The organism is Sphingobacterium humi (genome assembly GCF_009768885.1).
GTDB lineage: Bacteria > Bacteroidota > Bacteroidia > Sphingobacteriales > Sphingobacteriaceae > Sphingobacterium > Sphingobacterium humi.
Genome location: NZ_WSQA01000001.1, coordinates 299,521 through 315,470 on the forward strand (window position 1 = coordinate 299,521; position 15,950 = coordinate 315,470).

Consider the following 15,950-nt stretch of genomic DNA (forward strand, 5'->3'; position numbering starts at 1 on the left):
CTTTTAAAACGACGATGAATGATAAAAAGCTTTACCCTCAATCTTGATTTCTACATCAACAAGATATTTCGCTAAGCGCTTCGTATCTATTTCTACTCCTAAACCATGGCTTTCAGTTAAATGAATCAGCCCTTCCTGATCACGTTCAATTTTATTTTTAGTAATACTGGTTGCCAAATCTTTAGGTTCAACAGGATATTCACAGATAAAATCGGGTTCAATTCCTATGAATGGTTGTAAAGAAGCGCTGAGTGCTAGGTGTGATGTGAAAGTATGGTTCACATATTTTATTCCTTTTGTTTGCGATAAATCACATACTCTTTTTGCTGCTGAAATTCCTCCAATTCGCCCGGTATCAATTTGAATAAATTGCAAACCTCCATAGCTAATCATTGCTTCTGCTTGAACATAATTATTGCATCCTTCCCCAGCTGCTAAAGCCACCTTTGGCAAGGAAACCGCTAATGCTCGATAAGGGGTTAAAGCCAAGTTTGCGAAGGGTTCTTCTAACCAATATACCTGAACATCTTTTAAGGCTTGTAGCCTTTTTTGGGCTTCTTGGACGTTCTCGCCCCAATAGGTACCAATATCCACCATTAAATAAGCATCCTTTCCTAAGCCTTCTCGCGCGGCTTGAAACTGCGCTACATCTTGCGCTACTGTACCTTTACCAATTGGCCCCCAGCCAAATTTCACGGCAGCATATCCTTGACTTCTGGATTCCTTAGCTTTTAAATAGGTTTCTTGCGGCGTTATACCAAATAATTGGGAAGCATAAGGCATTTTAGGGTAAGTTTTTTTATAGCCTAACAGATGATATACGGGCTCCTGCTGCGCTTTGCCTAAAAGATCCCAAAGGGCGATATCTATGCCGGAATACGTATGATCTGCTTGCAACAAATCGAAGCAATGCTCGTGAACCTTTTGTTTTATTTTATAAATATCGGCAGCACTATTCAGTTCCATCCCTTCAACAGCATAGCGAACGGGTTTGCAAGCACTATGGGACATGGGGCATATATAAGCTGCTAAGGAGGTTAATGGCGAAGCTTCACATTCTCCCCATCCTTCCAAACCGGCAGCCTGCACCCGAACTAATAAAGCATCTTGGCTTCCATCACCAATATCAAGGACCTCAGGCATGCGGAGGTAAAAAAAATCTACACGTTCAATTTTCATATGTTTAATCCAGCATATAGGTTAATAGTTGTTTTTAGCTCTTCAGCAGGCGCTAAGACAGTGCACTGTGCTAATTTTGCTGCTTCAGCGACAGAGACCGGCATGGCTGTTGCAGGCTCTAAGATGGCGACATAATGCCCCCGAAACTGCCCATAGGATGCGAAGTACCATTCAAATGGGAAGACATTTTTATCATAGGAATACGTAAATCGATGGGCTCCGTTTTCTGACAGCAAACTCATTTCTCCAACCTGCGTATCATATAAATAAAAAAAGTCCATCGCACCTTGTTTTGGCGGTACCTGAGCAAAGTCAATACCTTCCTGGACTGGCCATTCAAATTCTGCAGTTGATTGCAGCCTATTCGAACTGGAGTCAACCCCCTTCGCCTTTATAGCTGAACTTTTTAAATAATCACCTTCTGAAATTTGAAGGGCGGCGTGTTGTTTCCACAAAAAGTGTCTTTTCTCGGCAGTTGTATTTTTGATTCGATACCTGCAGATTACGCTTGGTTCATCATCTACCAATGAAATTTCTTTCTCATACAATAAACCACTGATGCTCATGATGCCATGAAGAATTATTTTATTTTCACTCACTTCACAATTCAGTGCAGTAGTCCAAAGTTCACCATGGTCAGGGTAGCTTAAAAGATCAACCAGCTCTGGAATATCATTAGGCAATAACTCATCTATACCTCCCCAAAAGTTTGAATCATAGTCTGCACCTGTTTCGCATTTTTGAAGCGGCAAGTCGTTATTATGCCATAGAAACTCTTTATTTAACTTCTTATTCACGAGGCTAGTAATTTTTCCGCCAGCAGCAGGAAATACCTCAACGCGAAGCCAATCATTTTCTAAAATGAATAATTTCAAACCATTACGTTCTAATTCTTGAACTTTCATAGGTTCTATTTTTGAATGAAATATTCGTTTAATAAAGTTGCCAACAAATTGTCATGAGGATAGCTAAACCCGAGGTGTTGTCTATATCCTTCGGCATATGCAACCCCAACTTTCGCTCCGTTACGCGCGGAAAAAGAACGCATCATTTCTACAAATTCATCAACTTTAGAAATTGACCTTAACCAGTCACGTTGACTTTTATGCTGAATTAGCATTTCTGTTTTCGTTTCCATGTAGGCTGAAATATCAATAAAAAAGTCAGATTCAACAGGCTTACCAAATCGATCCATGCCTTGAACAGCATCCGCATAATACAAATGAGGAACTTTTTCTAAAATGGGGAATTCACCAACTTTTAGGTTTGGAATGGTCGCTGCCATACAAGCAGATTGCGCTAAGTTTGAACTTATTTCATGATCTAGCATATAATCTTGGGGACTTGCTGTAATAACAATATCGGGTTGAACTTCTCTAAAAAGGTTGATAACCCGATTTAATGTAGATTTATCATAGGATATATAAAGATCTTCACTTTCCATGCAATAATAAGCAGCACCTATTACGGCTGCCGCTGCTGCCCCTTCCAGGCGACGAATGTTTGAAATCTCTTCCGGTCCTATAACCATAGATCCCGCCTGGCCTGGAGTCATAGAGGCGATTACAACATGACAACCTTTACTTTGCAAGGCAGCCAAGGTACCACCGCTAAGAATCTCCGCATCATCTGGATGAGCCATTAAGCATAGTATGGTGTATTTTTTTCGATTTTCTTTTTTCATAATAATTAAGGTTTATGATAACTCATTGGTTCCTTAGCATTTACCACCAAAGGATATACAGGCATAGGTAAATGAATAGCATGATAGCCCACCATAATTCTACAGACTGCCAAATCGGGCGCTCTTTTTCATGCTGCGGCAAACGAATCATCGATTTATTCCATAAATAGGGTTTAATCTCTTCGACGGGTCTTGGTGCCGAAGCATAGCTAAACACCAGCATAAGCAGGGCACAGAAGAATTGCGTTATTCCTCCGATGACATAAAAATTCTGGAGGCTAAAGGCACGGATTGTCGCATCAGAAAAAAGGGTGGGAATTACGAGATATTGAATACAAGCGCCTAATGGGATTCCAATAAGTAATACCATAAGCGCAGCAAAGGGAGTTGTTCTTTTCCAGAACATACCAAAAATAAAGCAAGTAGCAATTGGCACTGCCATATAAGTTGACAAGGATTGGAAATAAATAAAAATGCCTCCAAATTTTCCGATTAATGGTGCATAAAAAACACTAAACAACATTAAAATTAACGTACTCCATTTACCAACTTTGATTAATTGCTTATCCTCTGCCGTTTTATTAATCCATTTTTTGTAAACATCATAGGTAATCAGGGTAGAAATTGAGTTCAAAAAAGCAGAAATAGTAGACATTACTGCGCCTAGGATTCCAATAATAATAAGCCCCTGCATGCCCACAGGAACCAGCTTTGCGATGAGTAAGGGGTAAACATTATCGATTTGATCCGCTTTAATTATAAACTCTGAAAATCCTGTTTCAGCTAACGCTCTACCAATCATTCCTGGAAAAACTTCTAAAAATGGACGCAAGAGCACAAAACCCAATGCAAACACAATCGCCATTCTGGTATCCCATTCTGTTTTTGCCCCAAAACCGCGTTGAACCAAGGATTGGTTAATGCAGGAATAGTAGAGTTGCAAATTAAATAAGGAAAATAAGACGGCATGCCATGGCATAATCGGGGTGTCTAATTCTTGCATCAAATGAAAACCGCCAGGAGCATGATCTACGATATCCTGCCAACCGTTTGGCAATTTGTTGATACCTAAATAAAACAATACGGCACCAGCAGCAAACATTAAGACAAATTGTAAAACGGAAGCACTGACCATGGAGGACATGCCTCCAAAAATGGTAATGACGCCAGATACTAAGGCTAAAATGAGCACCCCAGCCCAAATAGGCACATCATATATCACCTCAAATAGCTTTGCCCCGCCATATAAGACTACAGCAAGGCTTAAGAAGATATAACTTAGTAATAGTAGGATACTGAAAACATCCTGGCTTCTTTTGTCAAAACGAGCGCCTAAGTATTGCGGCATCGTAACGATGCCGTTTCGTAAATACATAGGAAAGAAAATGTAAATTAAGAAGGTAAATACAAAGATGGCATTCAAATAAGAATTTACAAGAGGCAAGCCAACTTGATAGCCCATTCCATTCATTCCAATCAACTGCTCTGAATTTAAACCTGTTGAGACATAAGCCATGCCTATCGCCCACCAGGATAATTGCCCCTTTGATGTAAAGTAATTGGCAGCATCTCCAGCTTTAGCCTTTTTACTTGACCAAATTCCAATAATGGCAATTAATAAAAAATAGCCTAGTATCGTAATGAAATCTATACTGTTTATTTGCATCGTTCAGTTTTAAAATACAAGCTTAATTTCTACCTGATTTGCCGGATTGTTAATGGTTATTGTTTCAGTTTCTGCATTATAGTCACCACCTATCACTTGGCGAGGTTTTAATTCGTCTGGGTGTGGAATGCGTATGGTTAATTTTTTAGGTTTTCTCGATGGATCTAATTTTATGATGCCTTCAATAAAGCCAGCATCTGCATTCGAGGTTATATGCGCATCAAATAACCCAAAGTAACTTTGTGCTCCTTTAATCTTAATTTCCTTTCCGTTTGCTAACCATGCTCTAGGCATTGTTTTAAACAGTTGGAGCTGATCTCCATCCTCCATATACAGCATCCAGCGGGATTCCATTAAAAACCAAGCTTCTTCATGCGTTTTATGTGGACTTACACGATAATAATGTTCCCAAAAGGTATAAGTTTCCCGATCTGCATGTGCCGCAACAGTATTGTAATAAGTGCTTAGGAAAGGCTTTACCATACCTAATTTTGCTTGCAACCAATTATGACGGCTATAATAAGGTTGGCTAAAGGCAGAATTCCCTTGAAAAAACAATTCACTATTGAATTTTAAGATATCAAGTGCCTCTTTACTATCTGCATCGATAATTTCACAGAATACCAAATACATAGGGCCAAGCATGGCATCTGCACCTGTAAATGTGCCGTGCGACCAATAGGATTCATGCTTTTGGAATATGGCTCTAGGGCCATCTGCTTCAGCCCATGGTGGTAAAGTTCTTCCCCAAGTACCATCACCTAACGGAATAAGTGGCGAAATTCCGTAAAGGGTTTCAACGGTGCTTAAAATATCCGATTTCCATTCTTGAGATTCTTTTGCTAAATGATTGGAGAATTGATTATCGACGTTTTTATACGCTTCAGCAATACGTTTTAAGCCTAAATAAGCATATCCATTCAGCATAAATTGATGGTAATGATCTTCCGGATCCGCTACTTTCCCATCGATTAAGCCATAGCCCCTACCCCTCAATTCTTCTTTTTTATTTCGTTCCCTCCAACTCAACAAATACGAACAAGATTTTGCAACTTTTTCCTGAACGGTTTTCAACCATTCATAATCCTGGGTGTATCGAATATATTCTCCAATAGTCCATAAAACAGCACCTGTTTCTACGGTATATCCTTCATAATTCTGAATATAGCCCGAACTGAGTTGCGTATCTAGAAAATACAGAATTGCTCTTTTTGCAAGATCATTCCAACCCATCGATAAATAATATTGTATGATTGGAGAACTTTCTGTCCCAATTGGAGAATATACCCCAATATTTGCTGACACAATGCCATGAGGTTCTTCGCCGAAGCTTATTAAATCAAGGTGTAATAATCCGGCATGAAGCATTTGGTTTATGCGCTTTTCAGGAACACTTATTTGTGCAGCTGAAACTAATTTTTTCTTCCAATAGCTGCGTACCTGTTGAAGACGGTCAGCGATGTTGACTTCTTGTAATTCTTGAGCCTCCGCTAGCTTCATTGGGGTGTGTGGTAAATAAAACTCGTAGATTGCTTCTTCCCCTGGCTGCAATAAAATCGCTATTTCTTCATTATTTAGAGGCTTCCCATTTAACTTTGAAACACAGAACACATGACCATTTGGATAAGAAGCCATACCGGTATTGATATCAAAATTATAATTCCTTTTAAACCACCAGGTATTTCCAGGTCTTGGATTTTTTATCCAGGCATAACGCGGAACTTTTCCAGTATTACGAATGCTCGTAGAAGCATACAGTACCATGGGCTCCTTAAAGTCATAGGCATGCTTCATTTGCTCATTTAAACGGGCCATATGTTCTTCCTTGAACGTTCTACCAGAACTATGCTTATCGGAAACCATATAGTTAGTTCCCTGATTATTCTCCATTGTTAGATCGGATTTCGCAAAAGAGACAAAAGAAGTAGTATGGTATCGAATATCATCATCTTGCATTTCAGAATGATAAATGGGTAATATCCCTTCATCTAATTTTCTTTTTACAGACACCCTTGCGCCTACTCCTCTTCCTAACGCGTAAATGTAACTTTGATATTCACTTTCGGGTATCCCGGCGGAACGTGTACCATATAAGGGGCGAATTATTTTACCCTCATTACCAGTATCTTCCATTTCCTCGGCAATTTCGAACATGCGCATATCCCTACTAATTCCCAACCAAATAGGTACATGCATTGAGCGTGTATCTGCGAGTGCTTTTTCAAAAGATTGTTCAGGCTGACTCTCTATTTGTTGAATTTTAGTTTGGTTTCTCTGTACCAAAATATTTTCTTCTACCTCATTAAAACTTCGCTTATCATTCGCCGGCAACACAATCACCCCTAAAGAAGGATTGTAGATTGGGTTGCTCTGTTGAACGTCACGCAAGAAAAATGCAAATGATTTTGCTCCGGATTCGATACGAATTACCGTAGCTTCGGGCCCAAGTTCCGTACGGGCATTTGAAACAGAGATTTTCAGCTTCGTTTGGGCAGTTAGAATAGAAAAGTCATTCCCTTTAATTTTTCCTTTACCTTGGTCAAACGACAGTTTAACAAGATCACCATTATTGACCTGAACTTTTCCATTAGCTTTTTCTTGGCGCCATAACACGAGGATTTCTTGATCCCCTGACCATGCAAAAGTATATTGGAAAGAACCAAAGACACATAATGCGATCAAGAGAAGCGCTCTAATTGATTGTATATTCATAATATGAGGTTTATTTTAATTCATTAAACTACCGAAGGCTATGCCTAAGGCATTCCAACGGCTTGTTAAAGGCAATAAATTATTTTTAAATAACTCGAAATTTTTATTGTTTTCTTCAGTCCATCCTACTTCAGCCATGGCCGCAATTCGAGGAAAAACATGTTGATACAATTTTTCCGTTGTGGCAATTTGTTCTGTCCATAAATGACAGGTAACTCCTTTAATATTTGACTGATGTTGTGGTTTAATTTGTTCAGGTATTGGATTAAATTGATATACCTTCGCTAAGGTCAATGCTTTTTCATCGAAATTAAAATAAGTATAATTATTTTCACCATTAATAATTTCATAACCTTTTTCTGCAGCCATATTCATCAACTCAATATCTCCCCGCCAAAATCCAATAATAGTTGATTGATGTGGACGTATGGATATAGTAACCTGATGTGAAGGATCCTGCCCTGCGAGATGACCTCCTAATACGTCGTTCCAAACCATTGCTCGTTTCCCTTTTTCATTGGTGTAATTTGTCATTTTCGTGGAAAACCAGACTTGAAGATCGGCATAAGTTGAAAACCCTTTACTTTTTATAAAATCATTAATTTCATCGGATTGTTTCCAGAGGTCGAACCATACTTCATCTCCCCCTAGGTGAATCGTCTGTCCAGGAAAAAGCATCGCCACCTCATCAATTACCTCTTCAAAAAAACGAATAACTCTGGGGTCAGCCACATTAATTTCTGCAGGATTTCGGTAGTAGGGCTCACCAAAAAATACGGTAGGAACAGATGTTTGTTTTCCAGTTGTGCTTAACCAAGGATAGGCGGCCATAGCTGCTTGATTGTGACTTGGCATATCAATTTCAGGTATGACGGTGATATGTCTTCCTGCAGCATAAGCTAGAATTTCCTGAATATCTTGGTAGCTATAATACCCTTGATGAGGTTTCCCATCAAATTTAAATTCTTTCGTTCCGTCAGCATGTTCTTTGACTTGTGTTTGCGAAGAATCACGTTTTGAAGCAATTGCCGTAAGAAGCGGGTATTTTTTAATAGGTATTCGCCAGCCCTGATCATCAGTTAAATGCCAATGAAATACATTCATTTTTAAAAAGGCCATTTCATCCAATAATTTTAGGATGGTTTCCTTGTCAAAAAAATGCCTGCTTACATCCAGCATAAACCCACGCCATGCTAATCTTGGTTTATCTAGAATTTTGACCATGGGCAATGTCAATGTCCCTTTCTTTAGTGCCTTATGGGCTTCTTTTTCAAGGAGAAGTTGACGGATACTCTGCAGGCCATAGAAAATACCTGCAGAACTTGCCGCCATTAATTGAAGGTTAGATTGATTTATCTCGAGTTTATATCCCTCCTTACCCAATTTCGGAAGAAGAGTAGTGTCAATTTGAATATTAAAATCACCTTTTACCAGAGCTGTTGTCCTTTGGATTGATTTTGTTTTCCATTGAAATTCTTTCTGCATGACATCTAAAAAGAAGTTCACTTCCTTTTCCACTGCCTTCGAATAGGTCAAAGTTTTTGCAGTGCACAAATCATACGATCCTTCCCTACTTTCTAAATGCAAAGGTTTAGGAATTAGCTGTTGGGTAAATCCAAAATGGATATTTCCTAAACACAACATCCCAAAAATAAAAAGCACTTTAAATTTCATCGCTATTAATAATTTGGATTTTGTTTCAGTTTATTATTTTGATCCAACGCTTGTTGCGGAATTGGGAAAAAGTAATTCTTATTGGCATAAAATGCATGTGTTCCTCCTGGTGCCGGAACATAGCTATAAACCCATTCATTATTTTCCTTTTTAATTACTACGGCGTGCATTACTCCATTTAATTTCTCTTCGGCTTGCTTCCAGCGTAATAAATCAAGGTATCTTTTATCTTCTAAAGTTAGCTCAACTCGTCGCTCTCTTTGAATTGCTTTACGCATGCCTTCCTTATTCAAGCCCGATAATATTGGTAAATCCACCCTTTTACGAACCATATTAATGGCGGCATATACACTCTCATCAGGACCAGCAAATTCATTTTGTGCTTCTGCATATCCTAACAATACCTCAGCATATCGAAACAAGATAAAATGCGCACTATTTTGTGAATTCCCTACAAATGCATATTTCGGATCCATTAATTTCCGCCAATAGTATCCTGTATTGGTAGCCTCATTTAAATTACTTAAGTCGGTAGCACTTTTACTGCCAACCCCTTGTTTCATAATCATTTCAAGTCCTATCCATTCTGATCCATCATAAATAATATCTGCATAAAACCTACGCTCCCGTCCTTCATAAGGTTTTTTAGGATTATATCCTGATGTAGGGTCTGAAATTGCTTTTCCATTACTCATGAGGTAATCATTGACTAATTCTTGGGTGGGATTTGAGTATCCATATCCCCTATATTCGGACATGCCAACATACGATGGCCCCATGGTTCCCGTCATTCCATTACTCCGATAGTATGGTTTGTCAAAAATGACCTCTTCATTGTTATTGTTTTCTTCCAGAAATAAACTATTGTAATCCGTGAATAAGTTATATACGCCAAGATTCATAACCGCTTTATAAGCATCTGCAGCGACTTTCCATTTTGCCAAATCGCCATTGGTATTATACAATGGGCTAGCCATATACAATTGACACCATGCTTTTAGGGTTAGGGCTGCACCTCGACTAATTCTACCGGTTTCTGGTTTTAATAATAGGTCAGGACTAATTTCATCCAATTCCTTTACAATAAAATTCATCGTTTCTTCCGATGTACTTCTTGCGTAAAACACCTCATCACCCTGTTCGGCTAGGTTTAACACTTTCGTAATTAACGGAACGCCACCATAATAATTCCATAGGATAGAATAAAAGTAAGCGCGCAGGAATCGTGCTTCTGCAGCTCTTTTTTTCTTCCAGTCATCGGGCAGCGATGATGCTTCAACGCGTGCTAAGAATAGATTTGCCTTTCTAATATTATAATAGTAACCCCATAAATTGGGGCCATTTGATGCGTTATAATTTGCTTGTCCAAAAACCGTTGCACTGTATTGTCCGGCTACACCGGCGATGGCGTTATCGGAGAAATGCTCCCAAGAATCCGTCATTGACATCGGTCCTGGTAAGGTGCCATAGATATTATTTAAAAATAGATCAGCATTATTTGTAGATGTCCAAAGGGTAGCATCAGAAACTTGATCCTTAGGTGTTACATCCAGTTTGTCGGAACATGCACCTAGCAGAAAAATTGAACTAACACAAGTAATTATGCTGTTTCTAAACATATGTTTGTTTATTGCATTCATGATCTTCTAGATTAAAAAGTTAGATTAACACCAATTGAGTACACTTTTTGCTGCGGATAAGTCCAAGCAGAATTTGGTAAATACGATGTATTATTGCCCAATTCAGGGTCATATAAAAGCTTGGTCCAGGTAACCAAGTTTTGTCCAGATATAAACACGCGAACAGCTTCTAATTTAGCTTTTGACACCCAAGCTGTTGGCAGGGAATACGCCACATTGATTGATTTTAAGCGCAAATAGGCGGCACTCTGTATCCAATAGGAAGAAGTTTGTAAATTATTTGGCATTGGATTACTGGTTAAACGCGGATAGCTAGCATTCGGGTTTTCAGCTGTCCAATAATCAAAATTGAAAGTATAAGCATTCATTCCATTAAAAAATGGCATAATGGAAGAAGGATGATAGTAATAATCTATTTTTGCAGCACCTTGAAATAAGGCTTCTACACTTAATTGTTTATAACTAATGGATGGTGTGAATCCATATAAAATTCCTGGTGCAATAACTGGATTACCAATTACTGTAATATCTTGTTCATCAATTTTTCCATCTCCACTTAAATCAGCATAGCGAATATCTCCAGGCGCTACTTTCCCCCAAGGCTGAGCAGCAATTCCAGGTTTTAAATTCCCGGAAGCATCAAAGTCATCTATTTGGAATAAGCCCATGGCCTCATATCCAAATTGTGTACCCAATGGCCTTCCTGTTTGGCGTCGATTTGGATTATTATAAGTTGCTGAAGTTTCAAAAACCTTCAGCAATTCATTCTTCGCATAGGTAAAGTTTGCATTTAAACCGATTTTTAAATCTTCATTGATGGCATGCTGAGAACTTATCATAAATTCAAAACCCTGGTTTTTCATTACGCCATCATTGACCTGGCTTAAGCCTATCCCATACTCTGCGGGCACAGCTACACTAGGGCTAATCAACATATTTGACCTTTTCTCATGGAAGTAATCGGCTTCAATATTTAAAAGACCATTCCAAAGTCCTAACTCTAATCCGAAGTCAAACTTTCGAGCTCTCTCCCAGGTAATAAAAGGGTTAGGTTCAATTCGTTCGGAAATCCCCATTACTGGAGCACCATTAATTACATAATTACTACCAACAATGTTATAAGTGCTCATATATTGGAAAGGACTACCAGCTAAGGCACCAACTTCGCCATAAGAGCCACGAATTTTTAAATTATTAATGGTTTTGTTGTCCTTAAGAAATCGTTCTTCGGAGATACGCCAGCCTGCGGAGAATGCAGGGAAAAAACCAAATCTTTTCTCTGGCGCAAAATAATAGCTACCATCATATCGACCACTGGCCTCTAGCATGTACTTACCGGCAAAATCATAAGCCGCACGATAAACTAGCCCCATTTGTTTTGCCTCGCCTGACGAACCATAGGTACCCCAATCTTGTGGATTGGAACTACCAAGACTTAATTCATCTAACAGCAAATCATAATTTCTACGGCTAGCCCCGAAGGACATCGATCGGTTGTTTTTGGCTTCAAATACGCCGGTGATATTCAGGTTGTGCAGACCAAATTGATTATTATAATACAAACCTGCTTGATATGTCAATTGTTGAAATCTCGAATAACCTTGACTCAATGAAGCTTTAGGATCATTAAAAACACCATCGTTAATAACCGGCGGATTTTTTGACACGTCAATCGTGGCAACCTGCATTGGAGTTCTCCAAGTCTTATCATCCACGTAGTTTGGGTCAAAAGCAACTGTTCCTTTAAAATTCAAACCTTTAATAAAAGGTAAGTCTTGTTTCAGTGAAAGCTGGGTATTTAGATAGGTATGATAGCTTTGGAAATATCCCGTTCCGAATACGCCTGAAGATACATACGTTCCGAACATACCGTTACTAAATTCAAATGGCCCATAGATAGGCGCGGAATAGCCTGCTAATTCAAAGATACGGCCAGTTCCATTTCCCGGATAATCGGAAGGCGGATATACAAACTTTTGGATACGACCCATTGCACCTAAAGAGATTTGAGTAGTAGGGGTTACTTGTGCTTCAAGGTTTAAATTCAAGTTATACCGATTATTGTCTGTGGTTTTCCACATACCCTCTTGATACTGATAGCCTATACTTCCATAGTATTTAATAGCATCTGTGCCCCCACTCACTTCCACGTTATGAGTGGTTAATGGAGAATTATCATTAATTAAATAATCCCAAACGTATTTTGTAGGATAAATATCAGGTTCTGTTCCATCTTTAAACCTATCAAGTGCATATTGAGAAAATGGCTCCGTTAGACCATCATTCTTTGCTGCTGCATTTCTTAAAATCGCGTAATCGTAATTATGAACATATTTAGGTAATACCGTAGGGTTTTGGATAGCCATATAACCATTGTAACTCAATTTTGGAGCACCCGTTTTCCCTTTTTTTGTGGTAACTAATATTACACCATTTGCTCCAGCAACGCCATAGGGTGCCACTGCTGCTGCATCTTTTAAAATCGTAAAAGATTCAACCGCGTTTGGATCCATCTGTGTAAATTGATTGTATTCTCGAGGAATACCATCAATAATTACTAAAGGTTGTGTGCCTCCAATAGAGGATATACCACGAATATAGACCGCTGATCCGTCTCTTCCAGGTTCTCCAGAGCCTTGTTTTACTACGACACCAGCTAGTCTTCCCCCTAATGTATTAGTCAAGTTCGTTGCTGGCACATCTTTCACTTCATCGCCCTTTAACGTGCCTACAGCAGCGGTTAAGGATGTTTTCTTTTGTACACCATAACCAACTACAACCACCTCTTCCAAATCCTTATCATCAGCTTCTAAAAATATAATTAAGGACTTATTTTGGTTCACTACTTCTTGTTTTGATTTTTTACCGAGTAGGGAAAAATCAAGCGTAGCAGGCAACGCCACTTGCAAGGTGAATGATCCATTGGCATCTGTCTGTGTTGATTTAGAACCACTTCTTACGGTGACACCTTGCAATACTTCGGATGTTAGGGCATCTCTCACCACCCCTTTCAGCTCATTTGGCTGCTGAGCAAAGGTTAACGTTCCGAATAGACTCCAAAAAAGAATCATGGGAACACCTAAAAGTTTAATTAAATGAGTTCGATTCATAATTTATTAGGTTAGTTTTTGTTTTCAACATCTTGAATTACTTCTCAAAAATTCAAAGAATCACTTTTATAGAAATGAAAAGATCCTTTGCGAACCAGAAATACAAAGCTGGTCAAGACTGAAAAATGTGTGTATTTAAGTTTATTAGTTAGGTCAAAATTAATGGGAAATATTCCGACAGGACACCATCAGGTTTGCAAATACTGATACAATATTTACACTAGGCAAGTTTCTATTTTGTTTTTTTGATAGTATCCTCAAAAATAATTAGTTTAGAAAGACCATTTATACCAGATAGCCCTATGAAAGTAATTTATGAGCACCAATCTCATCCGACTGGCACTGCTGTAATCGTCAAGGAATATATCCAAGATTACTTCACATCGCCCTATCATTACCATGATCTTTATGAACTGATTTACATTGCAAAGAGTTATGGAAAGATTTATGCTGGAAATAGGATCATGAATTTTCATGATGGGGATGTCTTTTTATTAGGTCCAGGACTTGGTCATTGCTTTTATAATGAATTGGCTTTTGTTGCTTCTGGTGAAAAAGCACATGCTATAGTAATCTTTTTTAATATCAATTTCCTACAAACAGAATTAACGGATAATCCGGATTATTTTAAAATGAAGGAGCTCTTAGATCGTTCTTTATTTGGATTACAAATTAAGGACACTGAAAATTCGATTATAAATGAGTTTAATCAAATAACCCACAAAACAGGCATCGAAAAAATGATTACTTTACTGACTATCCTTCATAAAATTACGGGCAAGAGTTCGAAAGAAATCATTAGCTTAAACCATTCTACTACCTCTGCTAAATTAAGTAACCGAGATTTTGATAGATTAGAACCCGTGATAAACTATGTGCTGGAAAATTTCCGTGATAACTTAGATAGTAAAGTTGCTGCTTCATTGGCCAATATGAATGATGCTGCCTTCTGTCGATTTTTCAAACGCAGAACTGAAAAGACCTTCTCTCAGTTTACAAACGAGGTACGTGTAACACACGCCAAGAACCTGCTATTAGAATCCCAATGGGATATTCTAAGAATATGCTATGAAAGCGGGTTCAAAAACCTCTCCTACTTTAATCGCCAATTTAAACTCATAGCAGGTTCATCCCCAAAAGAATTCAGAGAATTATTTCAAGATAAACAAGGTTTACTTATTCGAGAAAACAAAACGGATTAACCCAGCCCCCTTAAACCTGATAGGCCACGGCATTAATATTCATACCGGCACCTACGGAAGCAAACAGCACGATATCGCCTGCTTTAAGCTGCTGACCTGGCAAGAGATCTCGTTTCATTAAATCGTATAAGGTCGGGATGGTAGCCACGCTGCTATTACCAAGTTTATGGATGGTCATCGGCATAACATCCTCGGGCGGTGCCATATCATATAATTTATAGAAGCGTTCTAAGATGGCATAGTCCATTTTTTCATTAGCCTGATGGATCAATACCTTTTTCACCTGGTCAATAGGAATATTCCCTTGATCTAAGCAAGCTTTCATAGCTTCAGGCACTCTGCTTAGGGCGAATTCATAAATCTTACGGCCCTTCATCTTGATGTAGCAGACATCACGGGTAAGCTCTTGTTTATAGCTAGGACCAAAATTGAGGTAATCTAATTCTTGTACGGCATAGGTAGCACTTGCGGTGGCCAAAATACCGGGTTGATCGGCTTGGGCTTCTACGACTACAGCACCGGCACCATCGGCAAAAATCATGGTATCACGGTCATGCTGATCGGTTACTCTCGAAAGCACATCAGCACCGATAACCAAACAACGCTTGGCCATGCCGGCACGAATAAAGGCATAAGCTTGAATAAGCCCTTCAATCCAGCCCGGACAACCGAATAATACGTCATAAGCGACACACTTGGGATTCACGATGCCTAATTTCGCTTTTACGCGGGCGGCCAAACTCGGAACGGTATCCGATTGAATGCTGCCATAAGGTACATCCCCATAGTTATGTGCAAGAATAATATAGTCGAGCGATTCTTGGTCAATCTGCGCATCGGCGATTGCTTTCTGCGCCGCTTCAAAAGCAAGATCGGATGTTACATAAGTCTGTTCTGCGTAGCGACGTTCCTCGATGCCCGTGATTTCCTTGAATTTACTAACAATGGATTCCGGATTGGGAATTAATCGTCCTTTTTCATCGAAAAACTCTTGCTGAAGAAAATCTTCATTTTTGATAATCAGGTTAGGAATTGAGCTCCCGGCTCCGATAATTTTTGTATTCATCCTAATTTGGGTTAAGT

The 15,950-nt window shown here is 38.9% G+C and carries 10 protein-coding genes; 1 reads left to right on the plus strand and 9 read right to left on the minus strand.

Annotation, left to right across the window (positions count from 1 at the left end; all coding sequences use genetic code 11):
* Positions 1-3: 3 nt before the first annotated feature.
* From GQF63_RS01125 to GQF63_RS01160, 8 genes are read right to left on the minus strand one after another with little or no spacing between them, the layout of a single operon-like run.
* Positions 4-1,179, minus strand: a complete 1,176-nt coding sequence (locus GQF63_RS01125; RefSeq protein WP_160367250.1) for an enolase C-terminal domain-like protein — start codon at positions 1,177-1,179, stop codon at positions 4-6.
* Positions 1,176-2,084: a hypothetical protein gene (locus GQF63_RS01130; protein WP_160367251.1), complete on the minus strand. Its 909-nt coding sequence runs from the start codon at positions 2,082-2,084 to the stop codon at positions 1,176-1,178. The genes GQF63_RS01125 and GQF63_RS01130 overlap by 4 nt, the downstream gene beginning before the upstream one ends.
* 5 nt (positions 2,085-2,089) lie before the next feature.
* Positions 2,090-2,863 (minus strand): PIG-L deacetylase family protein, encoded by a 774-nt coding sequence (locus tag GQF63_RS01135; RefSeq protein WP_160367252.1) that lies wholly within the window; start codon positions 2,861-2,863, stop codon positions 2,090-2,092.
* 40 nt (positions 2,864-2,903) lie between these two features.
* Entirely contained in the window at positions 2,904-4,529 is a 1,626-nt protein-coding gene (locus tag GQF63_RS01140) for an SLC5 family protein (protein ID WP_160367253.1), read from the minus strand.
* Positions 4,530-4,538: 9 nt separating this feature from the next.
* Complete coding sequence (locus GQF63_RS01145) at positions 4,539-7,241, minus strand: glucosidase family protein (RefSeq protein WP_160367254.1); 2,703 nt, start codon at positions 7,239-7,241, stop codon at positions 4,539-4,541.
* Positions 7,242-7,256: 15 nt separating this feature from the next.
* A complete protein-coding gene (locus tag GQF63_RS01150; protein ID WP_160367255.1) occupies positions 7,257-8,915 on the minus strand; it encodes a beta-N-acetylhexosaminidase in 1,659 nt (552 codons plus the stop codon).
* A 5-nt stretch (positions 8,916-8,920) separates the two neighbouring features.
* Positions 8,921-10,555, minus strand: a complete 1,635-nt coding sequence (locus GQF63_RS01155) for a RagB/SusD family nutrient uptake outer membrane protein (protein WP_160367256.1) — start codon at positions 10,553-10,555, stop codon at positions 8,921-8,923.
* A gap of 11 nt (positions 10,556-10,566) precedes the next feature.
* Positions 10,567-13,665 carry a SusC/RagA family TonB-linked outer membrane protein gene (locus tag GQF63_RS01160; protein WP_160367257.1) on the minus strand — a complete coding sequence of 1,033 codons (3,099 nt, stop codon included), beginning with the start codon at positions 13,663-13,665 and terminating at the stop codon, positions 10,567-10,569.
* Between the two features lie 302 nt (positions 13,666-13,967).
* On the opposite strand from GQF63_RS01160, the gene GQF63_RS01165 reads away from it, so the two are divergent.
* The gene (locus GQF63_RS01165; protein ID WP_160367258.1) at positions 13,968-14,867 is read left to right on the plus strand and encodes an AraC family transcriptional regulator; all 900 of its coding nucleotides are present in this window, start codon (positions 13,968-13,970) and stop codon (positions 14,865-14,867) included.
* A 10-nt stretch (positions 14,868-14,877) separates the two neighbouring features.
* On the opposite strand, the gene GQF63_RS01170 is transcribed toward GQF63_RS01165, so the two are convergent.
* The gene (locus GQF63_RS01170; protein ID WP_160367259.1) at positions 14,878-15,933 is read right to left on the minus strand and encodes a 3-oxoacyl-ACP synthase III family protein; all 1,056 of its coding nucleotides are present in this window, start codon (positions 15,931-15,933) and stop codon (positions 14,878-14,880) included.
* Positions 15,934-15,950 lie beyond the last annotated feature (17 nt).

Bases quoted from the DNA above. Each gene is read 5' to 3' on its own strand.
- GQF63_RS01125 (WP_160367250.1), bottom strand. From the start codon at position 1,179: ATGAAAATTGAACGTGTAGATTTTTTTTACCTCCGCATGCCTGAGGTC.
- GQF63_RS01130 (WP_160367251.1), bottom strand. From the start codon at position 2,084: ATGAAAGTTCAAGAATTAGAACGTAATGGTTTGAAATTATTCATTTTA.
- GQF63_RS01135 (WP_160367252.1), bottom strand. From the start codon at position 2,863: ATGAAAAAAGAAAATCGAAAAAAATACACCATACTATGCTTAATGGCT.
- GQF63_RS01140 (WP_160367253.1), bottom strand. From the start codon at position 4,529: ATGCAAATAAACAGTATAGATTTCATTACGATACTAGGCTATTTTTTA.
- GQF63_RS01145 (WP_160367254.1), bottom strand. From the start codon at position 7,241: ATGAATATACAATCAATTAGAGCGCTTCTCTTGATCGCATTATGTGTC.
- GQF63_RS01150 (WP_160367255.1), bottom strand. From the start codon at position 8,915: ATGAAATTTAAAGTGCTTTTTATTTTTGGGATGTTGTGTTTAGGAAAT.
- GQF63_RS01155 (WP_160367256.1), bottom strand. From the start codon at position 10,555: ATGAATGCAATAAACAAACATATGTTTAGAAACAGCATAATTACTTGT.
- GQF63_RS01160 (WP_160367257.1), bottom strand. From the start codon at position 13,665: ATGAATCGAACTCATTTAATTAAACTTTTAGGTGTTCCCATGATTCTT.
- GQF63_RS01165 (WP_160367258.1), top strand. From the start codon at position 13,968: ATGAAAGTAATTTATGAGCACCAATCTCATCCGACTGGCACTGCTGTA.
- GQF63_RS01170 (WP_160367259.1), bottom strand. From the start codon at position 15,933: ATGAATACAAAAATTATCGGAGCCGGGAGCTCAATTCCTAACCTGATT.